Origin of the sequence: Sphingomonas endophytica, assembly GCF_001476895.1 — a bacterium.
Classification (GTDB): domain Bacteria; phylum Pseudomonadota; class Alphaproteobacteria; order Sphingomonadales; family Sphingomonadaceae; genus Sphingomonas; species Sphingomonas endophytica_A.
In genome coordinates, this window is record NZ_LDTB01000064.1 from 36,754 (window position 1) to 51,534 (window position 14,781).

The following is a 14,781-nucleotide window of genomic DNA, read 5'->3' on the forward strand; positions in this document are numbered from 1 at the left end:
CTTAACTCTTCCCGCCCGCTAGGCCGCTCACCAGCCGCGACAGCCCTACACCGTTGGAACCCTTCACAAGTACCGCATCGCCGGGACGGATCGCGGCACGGGCGCGATCGAGCGCCTGGGCGACGTCCGGCACATGGACGAATTCGACGCGCCCCTCAAGCGCCTCGGCCAGCGGCGTCATCGCTTTGCCGACCAGCACGGCCATTTCGACGCGCGCACCGATCACGTCGTCGGCCAGACCGGCATGGAATTCGTCCGATCCCTCGCCCAGCTCGCGCATCTCGCCCAGCACCGCGACATGCCGTCCCGGCTCCTTCGCCAGCACTGCCAGCGTCGCGCGCATCGATGCGGGATTGGCGTTGTAGCTTTCGTCGATCAGCACCGCCTCGCCCTCCGCGACCGGCACCGACACCCGCGCCCCGCGCCCGGGCAGACCACCCAGTTCGGCCAGCGCCAACCCGGCCAGCGCCAGGTCGGCGCCGACCGCATCCACCACCGCCAGCACGGCCAGCGCGTTCGACACCCAGTGCTGCCCCGGTTGCGCGACCGTGAAGCTCAGGTCGCGCAGGCCGATCCGTGCGCTGACGAAGCTGCCGCCCGCGCGCAACGCCATCGAATCCGCGGCGCTGACATCGGCGGCGCGGTCCAGCCCGAAGGTCACGATGCGCCCGGCATAGGGCTTGGCGGCATCGATCAGCCGGTCGCGGTGCGGGCTGTCATACGGGATGATCGCCGTACCGCCCGGCTCCAGTCCCCGGAAGATCTCGCCCTTGGCGTCGGCGATCGCGCTTTCGTCGGGAAAGAATTCGGTGTGCGCCGGCGCGATCGCCGTCACCAGCGCGACGTGCGGACGCACCAGCGTCGTCAGGTGCGCCAGCTCGCCGGGATGGTTCATCCCCATCTCCAGCACCGCGAACTGGGTGTCGGCGGGCATCCGCGCGAGGCTCAGCGGTACGCCCGTATGGTTGTTGTAACTCTTGACCGAGCGGTGGGCGCACACGCCGGGAGCGCGCGCCAGCGCGGCGTACAGCGCCTCCTTGGTCGAGGTCTTGCCGACCGATCCGGTCACGCCGATCACCTTCGCGGCGGTGCGGGCGCGGGCCGCGCGCGCCAGATCCTCCAACGCGGCGAAGGTATCGCCCACCTGCACGTTGGGATGCGACGACGGCGTCGACACGATCGCGCCGCCCGCCCCCTGCCCGAACGCCTGATCAAGGAAGCGATGCCCGTCGGTATGCTCGCCGGTCAGCGCCACGAACAGGTCGCGGTCGCCGACCTCACGCGAATCGAACGCCACGCCATCGACGGTGAAGTCGGCGGAAGCGAAGCCGCGCGTCGCGGCGGCGATCTCGGCGGATGTCCAGAGCGTCATGCCACGCCCATAACGTCATTCCCACGCCGGCGGGAATCCGGATGCGCCGTCCCGCCGATGAAATTACAGCCGCCATCGGTGCCGGCGTCCCGCCGATGCCGGAATGACGAAAGGGCGGCGAACGTCACGCCGCCGCCTCGCGCGCCACGGCGACGTCGTCGAACGGCAGGACCAGATCGCCGACGATCTGCCCCTGCTCATGCCCCTTGCCCGCGATCAGGACGATGTCGCCCGCGTGCGCCTCGGCCACCGCCGCCGCGATCGCCGCGCGCCGGTCCCCGATCTCGCGCGCGGCCGGCGCGCCCTCCAGCACCGCGCGACGGATCGCGGCTGGATCCTCGCTGCGAGGATTGTCGTCGGTCACGATCACCACGTCGGCGCAGGCCGCCGCGACCGCCCCCATCGGCTCCCGCTTGCCGGCGTCGCGGTCGCCGCCCGCCCCCACCACGATGATCAGCCGCCCCTCGACATGCGGGCGCAGCGCCGCGCATGCCGCCTCGATCGCATCGGGCGTGTGCGCGTAATCGACATAGACCGGCGCCCCGCTCGCCGAGATCGCGGCGCGCTCCAGCCGCCCGCGCACCGGCTGCAACCGCGCCAGCCCCGCGATCGTGGTCGCGACATCGCCGCCGGTCGCGATCACCAGCCCGGCGGCGATCAGCGCGTTCGCGGCCTGATAGCCGCCGATCAGCGGCAACGTCACGCGATGGTCGATGCCGCCGGCGTGGATCGTCAGCCCCTGCCCCAGCAAGGTCGGCTCGCGCGCCACCAGCCGCAGGTCGTCGCCATGCTCGCCGACCGTGAACAGCCGGTTGCCACGCTCACGCGCCAGGTCCAGCACGCGTTCGGAATTGGGATCGTCGACCCACACCACCGCCGTGCCGCTATCGCTCAGCACCTGCGCGAACAGCCGCAGCTTGGCGGTGAAATAGGCCGCCATGTCGCCGTGATAGTCGAGGTGATCGCGACTCAGATTCGTGAACGCCGCCGCCGTCACCGGCAGTCCCTCGGTGCGATACTGGCTCAGCCCATGGCTCGACGCCTCGAACGCGACATGGCTGACGCCCTCGCGCGCGAGCCCGGCAACATTCGACAGGAAGGTGACGACGTCGGGCGTGGTCAGCCCGGTCACGACCTGCTCGTCGGCGGTGGTGACGCCCAATGTCCCGATCGACGCGGCATGATGCCCCGCCATCCGCCAGAGCTGCCGCGTCATCTCGACCGTGGAGGTCTTGCCGTTCGTCCCGGTCACCGCGACCGCGGTCTGCGGGAACGGCGCGAAGAAGCGCGCCGCCAGCCGTGCGAAACACTCGCGCGGATTGTCGTCGCGGATGTGCAGCGCACCCTCGACCGTGGCGCCGGGCCGTGCGACCACTGCGATCGCGCCCGCCTCGACGGCGGCGGGGATGAAATCCTCGCCGTTGACGCGCGCGCCCTCGAACGCGCCGAAGATCGTGCCCGGCGCGACCTTGCGATGGTCGATCGCGAAACCGGTGACGCTCGCCTCGCCGCCACCCTCGACCAGCTGCGACAGCTTCATAGCGCGCTCACTGCCCGCCGCTCTTGGGCGCGCGATCGGGATCCTCCCACAAGGTCGGCACGATGTCGGAGACATCCACGTCGCGATGATCGTCGGGCACGACGCCCAGGATGTTGCCGACGCGGGCGATCGTGCGGCCGACGACCGGCGCGGCGTTCCAGGCAGCGGTCTTCCACCCGAATGTCTCCTTCGTACCCAAGGGCGAGTCGAGCATCGCGACGACGACATAGCGCGGCGCATCCATCGGGAAAGCGGCCGCGAAGGTGGCGACGTTGCGCGATCGGTCGTATCCGCCCGCCACCGCCGCCTCGGCGGTGCCGGTCTTGCCGCCGACGCGATAGCCGGGCGCATCGCCCTTGCGCCCCGTGCCGCGCAGCACGATCAGCCGCAGCATCTGGCGCATCCGCGCGCTCGTCGCCTCGCTGATGACGCGCCGCCCGGCCACTTCGTGCCCCGGCTGCACCTTCAGCAGCGTCGCCGGGCGCCACGTGCCCCCGTTCACCAGCGCGGCATAGGCATTGGCCAGATGCAGCGGCGTCACCGCGATACCATGGCCATAGGCGGTGGTCATCGTCGTGGTCCGCGCCCAGAACGTCGGCCACAGCGGCCGGCCCTTCTCACGGACTTCGATATCGGGACGCGTATCGAAGCCCAGCTTGCGGAACATCGCCTGCATCCGCTCCGGCCCGACCTCGTCAGCGACGCGCGCGGTCGCGACGTTGGACGAATAGATCAGCGTCTCGGCCATGTTCAGCCAGCGCTTCGGATCGCCGCGTTCGTCGTGGATGGTGAAACGCCCGACCTGCAACGGATGCGTCGCGTCGAAGCGGCGCTCCATCGACGTGACCACGCCATTGTCGATCGCCGCCGCCATCGTGATCGGCTTGAAGGTGGAACCCAGCTCGAACACGCTTTGCGTGGTGATGTTGCGCAACTGCTCGCTGCCCGCCATGCCGACGCGGTTGGGATTGAAGGTCGGCAGCGAGACCATCGCGATCACCTCGCCGGTATGCGCGTCCAGCACGATCCCGCCGCCGCCGCGCGCGGAGAAGGTGGTCATCGCGCGACCCAGCTCGCTTTCCATCGCCGCCTGCACGCGCGTGTCGATCGACAGCGTGACCGGCTGGTTCATCGTCGCCGGATTGGTCAACCGGTCGTCCAGCGCGCGCTCGATCCCGCTCATTCCGCGCCCGCCGCTGATGAAGCCCAGCACGTGCGCCGCCAGCGTCGATTGCGGATACAGGCGCTGCGTCTCGCGCTCGAACACGATGCCCGGTTCGCCGATCGCGTTCACCGCCTCGATCAGTCCGGGGCTGGCGCGGCGGTTCAGATAGGTGAAGCTGACCGGCTTGGTGATCTGCGCATAGAACCATGCCTGATCGCCCTTGTCGGGCATCAGTTCGGCCAGCTTGCCCGCGATCCGCATCGGATCGCCCAACAGCTTCTTCGGATGGACGCCGATCGTCCAGGCGTCGATCGTGCGCGCCAGCGGTGCGCCGTTGCGGTCGACGATATCGCCGCGCGGCGCGATCATCGTCGGCGTGTTGGTGCGCTCGCCGCCCGCCATGATGCCCAGCATCGCCAGCCGGCCGATCACGATGAGTACCCCGGCCGCGAACAGCAGCATCAGCATCATCAGGCGAAGATGTTGCGTCGCCAGTAACTGCTGGCGCTGGTCACCCGAGCGGCCGGCGCGGAGCGGACGAGCGACCAGCGTGGTCACCGCAGGCGGCTCCGCTCCGCGCGCGCGCCGCTCAGCAGGTCGCCCAGCGTGTTCTCGCTCAGCAGCCCGCGGTCGAGCATCGCGACCTTGGCGGCCTTCACCGGGGCCGCGACCGCGCGGGCGGCGACCTTCGTCACGGTGACCGGGGCGGCGGCGGCGACCTGCACGGCGGCCACCTTCACCACCGGTGCGGCGCCGACGGCGGCGGTCGCGGTGGCAGGAACGACGGCGGGGGCGGCGACGACCGGGGCGGCGGGGACGATCAGCTGTGCGGTCTGCACCGGCACGTCCTTGCCCGGCAGCGGCATGCCGTCACGCGGCGACAACGCGGCCAGCGCCGCCTCGTCGCGGACGAACTGCTGCGCGGTCGGCACGGTCAGCGCCAGCGTGTTGCCGTTCCACCGCTCGAGCTGCGCCAGGTTGGCGCGCACGTCGAACTCGGTCTCCAGCGCGCGGATGTCGCGCTCGGCGCCGGCGATGCGCCGGTCGACCTGCTCCAGCCGCTTGCGCTCGGCCGCGACCTGCGACGACACCAGATAGAAACCGATCGCCACGAAGGCGACTCCGGTCAGCCACCCCAGCCCCTTCAACCGATAGATCGCCGCCATCGTTACGCCTCCATACCCCAAGGTGCCGCCCCGGTACGCCGGGCAGTGCGAAGTGTGGCGGAGCGGGCGCGCGGGTTCGCGGCCAGCTCCGCTTCGCCCGCGCGGATCGCGCGGGCGGTCAATTCGAAGGTCGGCGCGCGCGTCGGCGCACTGACCGGCATGTGCCGCGACCCGCCCGGCGTCGCGCCGGAACGGTCGCGCAGAAACCGCTTCACGATCCGATCCTCCAGCGAGTGGAAGGTGACGATCGCCAGCCGGCCGCCCGGCTTCAGCACACGCTCCGCCGCTTCCAGCCCGCGCTCCAGCTCGTCCAGCTCGCCGTTGACGTGGATGCGCACCGCCTGGAACGCGCGCGTCGCCGGGTCCTTCTTGTCGTGCGGCCGATGGCCCAGCGCCTTGCGCACGACGTTCGCGAACTGCGCGGTGGTGGTCAGCGGGCGGGCGGCGACCACCGCGCGCGCGATCCGCCGCGACTTGGGCTCCTCGCCATACTGGTACAGGACGTCGGCGATCACCTCTTCGTCGGCGTCGTTCAGGAAATCGGCGGCGGACATGCCGTCCTGGCTCATCCGCATGTCGAGCGGCCCGTCCGACTGGAACGAAAAGCCGCGCTCGGCCTGGTCGAGCTGCATCGATGACACGCCGATATCCATCGTCACGCCGTCGACCGGCACCGCATCCAACGCCTCCAGCTCGGCGATCATCGTCGAGAAGGTCGCGGGCACGAGCGTCAGGTCGGCCTCCGCCTCCAGCGCGCGGCCATTGGCGATCGCATCCGGGTCGCGATCGAACGCGATCACCGCCGCGCCGGTGGCAAGGATGGCGCGGGTGTAGCCGCCGGCACCGAAAGTCGCATCGACATGGCGCTCGCCGGGGGCGGGGGCGAGCGCGTCGACGACCTCGTTCAGCAGGACGGGAATGTGGGGGACGCCGGGACCGCTCACGACAGCGCGATCCCTTTGTCTTCACAGGTGAATTCGACGTATTCCTTCAGGAACGGATCGATGCCCGGCGTCTCGATCAGGACGTGCGGGGCCCAGATCGTGATCCAGTTGAACGCGCCCAGGAACACCGCCGCGCCCTGGATCCGGGCATAGCGGCGCTCGAAGGTCGGCATGATGAAGCGGCCCGAACCGTCGAACGGCAACGGCTCCGCCCCGCCCGCGCGGTCGAGGATGTTGTAATCGACGCGGCCGCTGGTCGCGAATTGCGCGGCGTCCAGCGCCTCCAGCTTGGCCTTCCACACCCCGACGAACCCGGGGTCATAGGCGATCAGGCAGCGGTGCTCGGGGTGCGGGGCGATGATGACCGTGCCGCCGTCCTTGCCGTCGTCACGCGGCGCGTTCTTCGCCAACGTCGCGCGCAGGGTGTTGGGAATCGCGACCCGGCCCTTGTCGTCGACAAGACCAAGCCCCTTTCCCTGATAATCCACCCTGTCGCTCACGCCCACCTCGCACCCGGAGCGCACGACCTCCTGCCCGTCGCACGGCCATCACCGCACGCCGACGTTGCTGCCAGCAAACAACAGTGGTCCTGCCCCCAATGTCGTGGGCATTACGTAACAGGGTTAAACGGGGATGAGAAGGGAAATTCGGGGAAAGCCGGGGATCAGCCGCCACCTATCGAAAAATTGGCAGGAATCCATCGACACGGCGGCGCACGCCCGCTGCCCTGCGCGGCGAAAGCGGGCGAAATCGTCCGTCGAAACCCGTGATTTTCCGGCGTGAGGCAGGTTTTCCCCGAATCTCCCCGGCGCCGTGCCGAACGGAGACGCGCGACCGTAAACCACGGTCGCACAACGACATTCACTGCGTACCGCTCGTCGCGGCCGGGGCAGGCGTGTTCGCGGCGCCGGGGGTCACGCCCATTTCCGCCAGCGGCTCGTTGGTCGGAGTCGCGGAGGGCGCGGCGCCGGGCGCGCTCATGTTGGCGACGACCTCGGGCTGCGCGGATCCGGCGACCGCCACCGGCTGCTCCTGGTTGACCGAGGAGAAGATCGCGCTGGCCAGTCCGATCAGCAGCACGACCGCCGCCAGCCCGATCATGCCGACGCGGACGCGCTGACGCGTCTGCTCCGCCTGCTGGCGCTCGGCCGCGGCCTTGTCTGTGCGGTAAACCTTCATCGTGCCGCGCGATCCTATCCGATCGTCGCACGGCTGTCGATCAAACGTTAACGCGCGTGCCGGACCAACCCCTTCGCCGCCAGCCATTGCGGGTCGTACAGGGTGGAGAGATACCGGAAACCGGTATCGCACAGGATCGTCGCGATCCGCTTGCCCGGGCCCAGATGCCGCGCCAGCCGCACCGCACCCGCGACGTTGATCCCCGACGACAGGCCCAGGCACAGCCCCTCTTCGATCAGCAGCCGCTCGGTCCAGTCGAAACCCTCCTGGTCCGCGATGCGGAACTGCGTGTCGATCGGCGCCCCCTCGAGATTCGCGGTGATCCGCCCCTGCCCGATCCCCTCGGCCACCGACGACCCTTCCGCGCGCAGCTCGCCGCACGCATAATAAGCGTACAGCGCCGCACCATGCGGGTCGCTGAGCGCGATGCACACGTTCGGGTCATGCGCCTTCAGCCCCATGCCGACACCCGCCAGCGTTCCGCCGGTCCCCGCCGCGCAGGTGAAGCCGTCGATCCGCCGGTCCATCTGCCGCCAGATCTCCTCGGCGGTGCCGGTCACGTGCGCGCGCCGGTTCGCGATATTGTCGAACTGGTTGGCCCAGATCGCGCCCGGCGTCTCCTCCGCGATCCGGCGGGAGGTGTGGACGAAATGGCAGGGCGAGGAATAAGGCGCGGCGGGCACCGTCACCAGCTCCGCGCCCAGCGCGCGCAGCGTGTCCATCTTCTCCTTGGACTGGGTGTCGGGCATCACGATGATCGTGCGGTAGCCTTTGGCGTTGGCGACCAGCGCCAGCCCGATGCCGGTGTTGCCGGCCGTCCCCTCGACGATCGTCCCGCCGGCGTGGAGCAGCCCGCGCGCCTCGGCATCCTCGACGATCGACAGCGCGGCGCGATCCTTCACGCTCGCGCCCGGATTGGCGAACTCGCATTTGCCGAAGATATCGCAACCGGTCGCCTCGCTCGGCCCTTTCAGCCGGACGAGCGGAGTGTTGCCGATCAGGGCCAGGGTATCGGGGGTAGTCTGCATCGTTCCCAGATGCGGATGCGGACGCGCGGACGCAAGCGAGCGAAACTATCCTATGCCCACTCCTCTCCTTGGCGATCCAATGATCGCATTATTGATGCGTCGCAACAACAGCGGCCTTGACGACCCATCCCCCATCGGCGAAGCGCGGGGCCCTATGCAGAAGCTCCTTCCCCTCTCGCTCGCCGCGGCGCTCCTGGCGCTGTCGGCCTGCAATTCCGAGCCTGCCAAGCCGCAGGTAATCGACAACAATCCGGATCCGATGGCCTCGACGCTCGCCAATGCCGCGCCCGTCGAACTGCCGCCCGCGATCAAGGCCGACAAGACGATGCGCTGCAAGGACCAGAGCCTCGCCTATGTCACCTTCTTCGATGGCGACAAGCAGGCGGTGGTCCGCACCGAAAAGGGCGGCGCGGCGACGATGCTGAAGGCCGCGAACGCCGGCGACCCGCTGACCGCCGAAGGCGGCTGGAAGATGACCGGCAACACCGGCGAGATCAAGCTGACCCGGCCGGGCAAGCCCGAGATCGTCTGCCACTCGTAATCGCGATTGCACCGGCCGCGCCGCGCGCGCGGCCGGCATTCGCCCGTGCCCCACCCCGCGACATTGGTCGCGAATGCGTGGCTGACATGGATCATTGTCTTGCCCCGGTCATCGCGGGACCGTAACCTTCGCGGCATGACGACGATCGCGGTCTACAGCGTGAAGGGAGGCGTCGGAAAAACGACGCTCGCGGTTAACCTCGCCTGGTGCGCGGCGACACTGTCGGCGCGCCGCACCCTGCTCTGGGACCTCGATCCGCAAGCCTCGTCAAGCTGGATGCTCGGCAACGGCAAGGCGCACGACCGCGCGGGAGCGCTGTTCTCGCGCGGGGTCGCGCCCGCCAGGCTCGTCACCCCGACCGCGTTCGACCGGCTCGACCTGCTGCCCGCCGACGCCTCGCTGCGCGATCTCAACCATCTTTTGCGCGAACTCGACAAGAAGCGCCGGCTGCGCAAGCTGATCGGTGAGTTGGGCGATCATGAGACGGTGGTGCTGGATTGCCCACCGGGACTGACGGAGACCGCCGATCAGGTGGTGCGCGCCGCCGATCTGCTGGTGGTGCCGGTCGTGCCGTCCGCCTTTTCGCAACAGGCGTTCGCGACGCTGGACCGCGAGTTCGGCGGACAGGTGCCGATGCTGCCGGTGCACATGATGGTCGATCGCCGTCGCGCCCTGCATGTCGAGGCGGTCGCGCGCCATCCCGACTGGCCGGTGATCCCGATGGCCAGCGCCGTGGAGAATGCGACCGCGCAACGCGTGCCGGTCGGCGTGTCCGCCCCGCGCAGCCCGGCCGCCGCCGCTTTCGCGACCTTGTGGCGGACGATCGAGCAACGGCGCTCTTGAGCCGCGAGGAACCCGCCGCCGGCACGCTGGACCCCGCCCTGCTGCTGGGCGCCTATTCGGTCGGCGTCTTCCCGATGGCGGACAGCCGTGACGCCACCGACATCTATTGGGTCGAGCCGCGCCGCCGCGCGATCCTGCCCCTCGACACCTTCCATCTCTCACGCTCGCTGCGCCGCGTCATCGCCGCCGATCGCTTCCGCGTCACCGCCGACCGGGCGTTCGCGCAGATCATCGCCTTGTGCGCCGAGGCGGCGGACGATCGCCCGGACACCTGGATCAACGCGACGATCGAGCGATCCTTCCTGCGCCTGCACGCGCTCGGCCTCGCGCATTCGGTCGAATGCTGGGACGGGGAGCGGCTGGTCGGCGGGCTCTACGGCCTGGCGATCGGGCGCGCCTTCTTCGGGGAAAGCATGGTCAGCCGCGCGACGAACGCGTCGAAGGTCGCGATCGCCACGCTCGTCGCGCGACTGGCGGCGGGTGGCTTCACGCTGCTCGACTGTCAGTTCATGACCGACCACCTCGCCTCGCTGGGCGCGCGCGAGATCGACCGCGCCGATTACATGGCGTTGCTGGGCGCCGCGCTTTCCTCGACCGGCTCGTCCGCCGCCGGCTCCTCGGGGGCCGGCACGGCCGCGCCGCCGCCGAATGCCGGCGACTTCTTCGCGCTCGACGCCGCCGCCGGCGCGGACGGCGCGGTGCCTGGAAAGGCCATCGTACAGCTTCTGGGCCATACGTCGTAAACGGGGTGGACGACGACGTTCAGCGACGGCCGCTCCTTGTAGAGCCATCCCGAGAACACCCGCCGCCAGCCGGTATCGGTCCCGCGCACGTCCAGTTGCACGAAGGCGCCGGTCAGCGTTTCCGGCTCCCACGGCGCGGTCCGTTCGCAGGCGCGCAGCCGGACGATCGCATTGTCGATCCGCACCGCCTGTCCGGGCTTCAGCGTGATGTCGCGCGTGACGCCGTTGCGCTTGTTGAGCAGCCCGATGACCGCGACGCGCTGCGCCATCGGGGTCGATCCGGCGTCGACCGGACCGTCCTGGCCGTCGACACTCACCTCGTCGCTGGCCAACGGGCGCGGGGCCGGCGCACCGCCTGCGACCTCGGGCAGCGGCGCGTTCGCGATCGGGGCGTCGGCGGCGGGCACGGGACGGTCACGGAGCAGGCCGACACCCGCCCAGGTCACTCCCGCTGCCGCCACCAGAACCAGCCCGCCGATCGCGAGCGGTCGGTTCACGCGTCGGGGCTCCACGCCTCGTAATCACCGGTCGCGGCGGCGCGCTGTCCGCCCTTCTCCAGCGCGCCTTGCGGGCGATAGGCGAAGGCGGTGCCGGTCATGTTGGGCACGGCGGGCTTTTCCCAGCGGCGCGGCGGGGGCAATACCTCGGTCGGCACGCCGTCCACCTGGCGATGCAGCCAGCTGAACCACTCCGGCGGGACGCGGCTGACATCGTTGGAGCCGTCGTAGATCACCCAGCGGCGCGGGTTGCCGGCGGTATCGCGGCCCCCTTCCCAATAGGTGTTGCCCAGCGAATCCTCGCCCACCTGCCGCTTGCCGCGCAGGCCGTACAGGACGGTGCCCCAGCTTGCGCCGTTCCACCAGGTGAAGGGGTTGAGATTGATGCCCATCGTGACGGTGCGCTTACCCGCCAGCGCGCGTGCGTTCAATGGCGATGTGACGCGGATCGCGCGGCGACCGTCATTCCGGGGCGGCGATGCCCACCGCCAGCGGCCCCTTGCGCCCGGGCACGATCCGCGCGCGCAGCCGCTGCTCCGGCTCGACATCGGCGATCCCGGCCCGGCGCAGCGTTTCCATGTGGACGAAGATGTCGCCGGGACGCGCCAGCGCGACCAGGAAGCCATAGCCCTTGATCCGATTGAACCATTTGACGGTCACCTCCTCCCACTCGCCGGCGATCGACGGATCGTCGGCGGCCAGGTCGGGGTCCAGCCGCGCGCGGTCGCGATCGCGGACGGTATCGACCACGGTGGCGAGATCCAGCGCCTCGATCTCGACCGCCTGCCAGCCGCGCGCGCTCAACATCGCGCGCCCGCGCACGCGGGTCCCTTCCGGCAGGGTGCGGCGACCGAACGCCTGCAACACGCTGAAATGGAGCAGCACATCCCCCATGCCGGTGTCGTCGGACACGACGAAGCCGAAACCGCGCGTGGCATCGAACCATTTGAGCACGCCCGTCATTTCGACCGGCATCGACGCGTCGGGGCCGGCCCCGGCGCGATCGCCGGGGCCCGTCCCGCTGTCCATCGGTGCGAACGGCTCCTCTCGCACGTCGCCTGTTGCCCCCCTGCCTTCAGCTACCGTTAACATCGGTGCACCGCACCATGCCCTAAATCAAGCAACTATCGATCAGTCCGGGTCGGGAATTTCGCCCGGCGCGCATGCCACCACCCGCCGCGCGGTTGCCGAATCGTGCCCGGCGCGCAACAGCGCGGCCAAATGACGCTCGCGTTCGCGCGGCTCCGCAGGCGCGGTCGCGAACGGTCCGATCCGTTTGCGCCGCGCCAGTTTCAGCGCGCTGTCCAGCGCCGCCGCCCGCGCCTCCGCCACCGCCGCCGCGCCGTCCTCCGCCGTTACGCCGGCCGCGCGCAACGTCTCCGCCACCCGCCGCGCGCCATAGCCGCGCCGCGCCAGCGCCGCGCCCTTCATCTCGGCAAAGCCGCGATCGTCGACATAGCCGGCATCCGCCATCCGCTGCGCCATCGCCTGCGGGTCGGCGGGCGGGCCGTCCCATCCGCGCTCGCGGATCTTGCGCGCCAGATACTGCGCCAGCTTCCCGCGCGAGGTGGCGAACCGCTCGACATAGCGCAGCGCCAGCCGCTCCAGCGCGGCGGCGTCGAGCGGCGGCGGAGCGCGCCGGGCGGGGCTAGGATCGGGCACGCCTTGATTGTGCCACACTGACCGTGGATTCTGGCGAGGAAATTTTAACACATCCGGCAAACCGCTATTTTGCCGATCAACCATTGCGCCTGCGTGACAGGTGCGACAGGAACGCAGGATGACGATCGACCCCGCCCCGATGACCGCCACCGCGACGGATGCGCCGACGGCCACCCCGACCGCCGACCGCCTGCCGCGACGGTTCTCCGACTTCGCGACGCTGGGCGAGGCGCTGGATTACGCCGCCTCGGGCGTGCGCGGGCTCAACTTCCATGACGCGCGCGGCACGCTGGTGCGCGGCTATCCCTTCGCCGAGCTGCGCGACGATGCCCGCACCGCCGCGCTGCGGCTGATCGCCGCCGGGGTGCAGCCGCACGACCGCGTCGCACTGGTCGCGGAGACGAGCGCCGAATTCGCCGCATTGTTCTTCGGCACCGTGCTGGCCGGCGCATGGCCGGTGCCGCTGCCGCTGCCGACCTCGTTCGGCGGCCGCGATTCCTATATCGACCAATTGCGGGTGCAACTCGCCAGCTGCGACCCGCGCCTGCTGATCTATCCGGCCGAGCTGGCGCAGATGGCCGGCGCCGCCGCCGAGGCCGCCGGGGTCGCGGGCGTGGACTGGACCGAGTTCGCGACACGCCCCGCCCCGGAGGCGCCGCTGCCGGCGACCGACACCGACGACGTCTGCTACCTGCAATATTCCAGCGGCTCGACGCGCTTCCCGCACGGCGTCGCGGTGACGCACCGCGCGCTGCTCAGCAATCTCGCTGCGCACGCGCACGGGATGCAGATCGCCGAAACCGATCGCTGCATTTCGTGGCTGCCCTGGTACCACGACATGGGGCTGGTCGGCTGCTTCCTGTCGCCGCTCGCCAATCAGGTGTCGACCGATTATCTGAAGACCGAGGATTTCGCCCGCCGTCCGCTGTCGTGGCTCGACCTCATCAGCCGTAACGAGGGCACCTCGCTCAGCTATTCGCCGACCTTCGGCTATGACATCTGCGCGCGCCGCATCTCGTCGCAGACCAAGGCGCAGGACCGCTTCGACCTGTCGCGCTGGCGGGTGGCCGGCAACGGCGCGGACATGATCCGCCCGGACGTGATGCAGGCGTTCGTCGATGCCTTCGCGGATGCGGGCTTCCAGGCGACCGCCTTCCTGCCCAGCTACGGCCTGGCCGAGGCGACGCTGGCCGTCTCGCTGATGCCGGTCGGCGAAGGCATCCGCGTCGAACTGGTCGAGGAAACCGAGCTGTCGGGAATGCACCACGGCGAGGACCGGCCGCAGCGCTACCGCGCGATCGTCAATTGCGGCAAGCCGGTGCGCGACATGGAAATTCAGGTGCGCGAGGAGGACGGCACGCCGTTGCCTGACGGCGCAATCGGCAAGGTGTGGTGCCGCGGCCCCAGCGTCATGGTCGGCTATTTCCGCGATCAGGCCTCGACCGACGCCTGCCTCGTCGATGGTTGGCTCGACACCGGTGACATGGGCTACATGTCGGACGGCTACATCTTCATCGTCGGCCGTGCCAAGGACATGATCATCATCAACGGCCGCAACCACTGGCCGCAGGATATCGAATGGGCGGTCGAGCAGCTTCCCGGCTTCAAGGCGGGCGATATCGCCGCCTTCGCGATCACGACGCCGGGCGGCGAGGAGACCCCGGCGGTGCTGGTCCAGTGCCGCAGCTCCGACGAATCGGAGCGCGTCCGCCTGCGCGACGAGATCCGCGACCGCGTGCGCTCGGTGACGGGCATGAATTGCGTCGTCGAGCTGATCCCGCCGCGCACGCTGCCGCGCACCAGCTCGGGCAAGCTCAGCCGCGCCAAGGCGCGCAACCTCTATCTGGCCGGCGAGATCAAGCCCTACGATCTCGCCGCCTGAGCCGCCGGGAATAATCGATCGGGTGCCGGCGGATTCACCCGACACCCGGTCGCGCGGGCTGAACCGGCAACACGCGTCGTCGCACCGGCTGACCAGCGCGCGTCCGCCCCAGGCGAAATAGCGCATCCGAACAGTCGCTTGGCGCATCACGCGCGGGTCACTACGGCGCCGAAACGACCGGCAAAAATCCGCCACCCGCGCGGCGCCCGCTTGCCGGGG

General features: G+C 70.0%; 15 protein-coding genes and 1 pseudogene. 4 read left to right on the top strand and 12 right to left on the bottom strand.

Going from position 1 to position 14,781, the window contains the following annotated elements:
- Window position 1: 1 nt before the first annotated feature.
- From NS334_RS14190 to NS334_RS14225, 8 genes are all read right to left on the bottom strand, one after another.
- Window positions 2-1,372: a UDP-N-acetylmuramoyl-tripeptide--D-alanyl-D-alanine ligase gene (locus NS334_RS14190; protein WP_058756607.1), complete on the bottom strand. Its 1,371-nt coding sequence runs from the start codon at window positions 1,370-1,372 to the stop codon at window positions 2-4.
- A 124-nt stretch (window positions 1,373-1,496) separates the two neighbouring features.
- The gene (locus tag NS334_RS14195) at window positions 1,497-2,912 is read right to left on the bottom strand and encodes a UDP-N-acetylmuramoyl-L-alanyl-D-glutamate--2,6-diaminopimelate ligase (protein WP_058756608.1); all 1,416 of its coding nucleotides are present in this window, start codon (window positions 2,910-2,912) and stop codon (window positions 1,497-1,499) included.
- 7 nt (window positions 2,913-2,919) lie between these two features.
- Window positions 2,920-4,635 carry a peptidoglycan D,D-transpeptidase FtsI family protein gene (locus tag NS334_RS14200; RefSeq protein ID WP_058756609.1) on the bottom strand — a complete coding sequence of 572 codons (1,716 nt, stop codon included), beginning with the start codon at window positions 4,633-4,635 and terminating at the stop codon, window positions 2,920-2,922.
- Complete coding sequence (locus NS334_RS14205; protein ID WP_058756610.1) at window positions 4,632-5,243, bottom strand: hypothetical protein; 612 nt, start codon at window positions 5,241-5,243, stop codon at window positions 4,632-4,634. The genes NS334_RS14200 and NS334_RS14205 overlap by 4 nt, the downstream gene beginning before the upstream one ends.
- A 2-nt stretch (window positions 5,244-5,245) precedes the next feature.
- A complete protein-coding gene (gene rsmH, locus NS334_RS14210; RefSeq protein ID WP_058756611.1) occupies window positions 5,246-6,187 on the bottom strand; it encodes a 16S rRNA (cytosine(1402)-N(4))-methyltransferase RsmH in 942 nt (313 codons plus the stop codon).
- Entirely contained in the window at window positions 6,184-6,687 is a 504-nt protein-coding gene (locus tag NS334_RS14215) for a division/cell wall cluster transcriptional repressor MraZ (RefSeq protein WP_058756635.1), read from the bottom strand. The genes rsmH and NS334_RS14215 overlap by 4 nt, the downstream gene beginning before the upstream one ends.
- A 361-nt stretch (window positions 6,688-7,048) precedes the next feature.
- A complete protein-coding gene (locus NS334_RS14220) occupies window positions 7,049-7,366 on the bottom strand; it encodes a hypothetical protein (protein WP_058756612.1) in 318 nt (105 codons plus the stop codon).
- A gap of 47 nt (window positions 7,367-7,413) precedes the next feature.
- Complete coding sequence (locus NS334_RS14225; RefSeq protein WP_058756613.1) at window positions 7,414-8,394, bottom strand: cysteine synthase A; 981 nt, start codon at window positions 8,392-8,394, stop codon at window positions 7,414-7,416.
- Window positions 8,395-8,548: 154 nt separating this feature from the next.
- Between NS334_RS14225 and NS334_RS14230 the strand changes: the two genes are divergently transcribed.
- From NS334_RS14230 to aat, 3 genes are all read left to right on the top strand, one after another.
- Complete coding sequence (locus NS334_RS14230; RefSeq protein ID WP_058756614.1) at window positions 8,549-8,935, top strand: hypothetical protein; 387 nt, start codon at window positions 8,549-8,551, stop codon at window positions 8,933-8,935.
- A 135-nt stretch (window positions 8,936-9,070) separates the two neighbouring features.
- Window positions 9,071-9,778, top strand: coding sequence for a ParA family protein (locus NS334_RS14235; RefSeq protein WP_058756615.1), 708 nt, complete (start codon window positions 9,071-9,073; stop codon window positions 9,776-9,778).
- A gap of 74 nt (window positions 9,779-9,852) precedes the next feature.
- On the top strand, window positions 9,853-10,521 hold the full coding sequence (gene aat, locus NS334_RS14240) for a leucyl/phenylalanyl-tRNA--protein transferase (RefSeq protein ID WP_058756636.1): 669 nt from the start codon (window positions 9,853-9,855) through the stop codon (window positions 10,519-10,521).
- A gap of 35 nt (window positions 10,522-10,556) precedes the next feature.
- Here aat and NS334_RS19370 read toward each other — a convergent pair.
- From NS334_RS19370 to NS334_RS14260, 4 genes and pseudogenes are all read right to left on the bottom strand, one after another.
- Window positions 10,557-10,790: pseudogene (locus NS334_RS19370) on the bottom strand (DUF2155 domain-containing protein); the annotation flags it as partial.
- A 224-nt stretch (window positions 10,791-11,014) separates the two neighbouring features.
- Window positions 11,015-11,410 (bottom strand): NADH:ubiquinone oxidoreductase subunit NDUFA12, encoded by a 396-nt coding sequence (locus NS334_RS14250; RefSeq protein WP_058756637.1) that lies wholly within the window; start codon window positions 11,408-11,410, stop codon window positions 11,015-11,017.
- A gap of 70 nt (window positions 11,411-11,480) precedes the next feature.
- Complete coding sequence (locus NS334_RS14255) at window positions 11,481-12,047, bottom strand: cold shock domain-containing protein (protein WP_058756617.1); 567 nt, start codon at window positions 12,045-12,047, stop codon at window positions 11,481-11,483.
- Between the two features lie 102 nt (window positions 12,048-12,149).
- Window positions 12,150-12,680, bottom strand: coding sequence for a regulatory protein RecX (locus NS334_RS14260; protein WP_058756638.1), 531 nt, complete (start codon window positions 12,678-12,680; stop codon window positions 12,150-12,152).
- A 118-nt stretch (window positions 12,681-12,798) separates the two neighbouring features.
- On the opposite strand from NS334_RS14260, the gene NS334_RS14265 reads away from it, so the two are divergent.
- Window positions 12,799-14,562, top strand: a complete 1,764-nt coding sequence (locus NS334_RS14265) for a fatty acyl-AMP ligase (RefSeq protein WP_058756618.1) — start codon at window positions 12,799-12,801, stop codon at window positions 14,560-14,562.
- Window positions 14,563-14,781 lie beyond the last annotated feature (219 nt).

Bases quoted from the DNA above. Each gene is read 5' to 3' on its own strand.
- NS334_RS14190 (WP_058756607.1), bottom strand. From the start codon at position 1,372: ATGACGCTCTGGACATCCGCCGAGATCGCCGCCGCGACGCGCGGCTTC.
- NS334_RS14195 (WP_058756608.1), bottom strand. From the start codon at position 2,912: ATGAAGCTGTCGCAGCTGGTCGAGGGTGGCGGCGAGGCGAGCGTCACC.
- NS334_RS14205 (WP_058756610.1), bottom strand. From the start codon at position 5,243: ATGGCGGCGATCTATCGGTTGAAGGGGCTGGGGTGGCTGACCGGAGTC.
- NS334_RS14220 (WP_058756612.1), bottom strand. From the start codon at position 7,366: ATGAAGGTTTACCGCACAGACAAGGCCGCGGCCGAGCGCCAGCAGGCG.
- NS334_RS14225 (WP_058756613.1), bottom strand. From the start codon at position 8,394: ATGCAGACTACCCCCGATACCCTGGCCCTGATCGGCAACACTCCGCTC.
- NS334_RS14230 (WP_058756614.1), top strand. From the start codon at position 8,549: ATGCAGAAGCTCCTTCCCCTCTCGCTCGCCGCGGCGCTCCTGGCGCTG.
- NS334_RS14235 (WP_058756615.1), top strand. From the start codon at position 9,071: ATGACGACGATCGCGGTCTACAGCGTGAAGGGAGGCGTCGGAAAAACG.
- aat (WP_058756636.1), top strand. From the start codon at position 9,853: ATGGCGGACAGCCGTGACGCCACCGACATCTATTGGGTCGAGCCGCGC.
- NS334_RS14250 (WP_058756637.1), bottom strand. From the start codon at position 11,410: ATGGGCATCAATCTCAACCCCTTCACCTGGTGGAACGGCGCAAGCTGG.
- NS334_RS14255 (WP_058756617.1), bottom strand. From the start codon at position 12,047: ATGGACAGCGGGACGGGCCCCGGCGATCGCGCCGGGGCCGGCCCCGAC.
- NS334_RS14265 (WP_058756618.1), top strand. From the start codon at position 12,799: ATGACGATCGACCCCGCCCCGATGACCGCCACCGCGACGGATGCGCCG.